Here is a 1,681-nt window from a genome sequence, read left to right on the forward strand (position 1 = left end):
ATGGTATTGGCTGCAACTGCTGGAGGCATAACAATTTGTATGCGTTCGTTGTTTGGCAGTGTTGCGGAGAGAACGGGGTTTTCTACACTGATTTTTTGTGTTGTGTAGGCAGCAACAACTTTAGCAATCCCTTCTAGTTCGCTGTAGGTTAGTTCTTTTAAGATGTGGGTTTGCCAACCATTGGGACCCTCAACGATTACTTCGCCGGGGCGATTGATAACAATTTCAAATAAATTTTCATCATTGAGGAAGTCATCTAAGATCTTTAATTTTGTTAAGACGATGGAGGCGCGTTCTGCATTTTTTGCTGATGGCATAATGTGACTTTATTGGCTTAATGAAAAAAGGAATAGCTGGGAGTAGAGCGGTTTCTTTTGCTCTTTACGACTAGTTTATAGACAGAGGAAAAATCGAGATCTTTTGCTACGAAAATGTTGACCAGTTCGCCTTGAAATTTTTCTAAGGTAGGAGGGATATTGATTTGATTTTCAAGGGCAATACTGGCGGCATCTTTTCCAGTGTTGTTTGCGCCTTCAAAACCGCCGCCTCCAGAGTTGTTTGAACCTTCTTTATTGGAATTGCCTACTATTTTATTTGTTAGGGCGGTTGTGGCACCATCAATAACGGTCAACAAAAGGGAAGAGCCAAAGCGTTCCCACCAATGGGTGTTGATGTTGCCATCAAACCCAGCTCTGCCTAAACTGTCGGTTGCGGGTGAGGCAAGGTCGATGATGACACCGGTTGGGGTTTTTGCTCTTGTCCAGAGCACAAAGAGGCGAGATTGACCTTGTTTTATCCCTCCGCGGTATTCGCCAATCACTTGGGTTCCTTTATCAAGCAAAACAACGCGCCCATTGTCAGAGAGGATATCACGGTTGATGATGCAGCTTGCAAAGCCTGGTTGCTCACTGTTTAATGCGGTTTCTAAGATACAGGGGATAGAGGTTCCCATGGCGATGATAAAGTTTCTATTGCCGATGAGTTTTGCTTTTGTTTCTTCTGTTTTGGTAGGCTTTAAGAGGGTCGCAAAATTTTGTGTGTCTTGAAGGGCAGGAGAATTTTGCGCATTTGCGAGATTTTCAAGGGCATGGAGTTTGTCAAAGGGGTTGAGAGTCGTGTTGACAATGTCTTTTAATTGAGATTGAGAACCTTTGGCAAAAGCTAAAACAGGGGCGCGTCTTGCGGCATCAAGTAGTGGGTCATCTTTTTTGGGTTCTTGTGCGAGTGGTTGTGGGGGTGGTAAGGTTATTGGTGCTATGTTTGCACGCGGGTCAGAGGGCGCGAGCTCTAAAGGGGCGAGGGAATTGTGAAAGTTTTGTGCTTGTTTTTTATGAGCTTTTGCGGTGTCTTTTTGTTCTGTGGGGGTGGATAAGATGTTCCAGAGCACATAGCCGCAGATTCCTATACAGGCTATTGCGACAACTATTTTTTTGCCGGCGGTTTTGGCGCTATTGTTTTTGCCATCCCCAATAGATCCTCGATCTTCGATGATTGGTTTATCACTCATAAGTTGTCCCCTTCAATTCCCGCTTATTTAAAGATCTGATGCAATTTTACGTTCAACAGATGGTGAGGTTGTTCCGGTATTTGGATTTGTGCCTTTTGGTTGATAGGCTTCGTTAAAGACGCATAGGACGTTTCTTCCCTGTCTTAGGGTGAAGCGTGCGCTAATGGCATGGAC

At 44.4% G+C, this 1,681-nt stretch carries 1 protein-coding gene and 2 pseudogenes; all 3 read right to left on the reverse strand.

The features are described from left to right. Window positions 1–317 (reverse strand): annotated as a pseudogene (locus tag ACFIKD_RS09295) (P-type DNA transfer ATPase VirB11); the annotation flags it as partial. A gap of 17 nt (window positions 318–334) precedes the next feature. Next, window positions 335–1,507, reverse strand: coding sequence for a type IV secretion system protein VirB10 (gene virB10, locus ACFIKD_RS09300; protein WP_375647882.1), 1,173 nt, complete (start codon window positions 1,505–1,507; stop codon window positions 335–337). Window positions 1,508–1,534: 27 nt separating this feature from the next. Continuing rightward, window positions 1,535–1,681: pseudogene (locus ACFIKD_RS09305) on the reverse strand (P-type conjugative transfer protein VirB9); the annotation flags it as partial.

Source organism: Bartonella sp. CR84HXZ (assembly GCF_042194535.1).
GTDB classification, from domain to species: Bacteria; Pseudomonadota; Alphaproteobacteria; order Rhizobiales; family Rhizobiaceae; genus Bartonella; species Bartonella grahamii.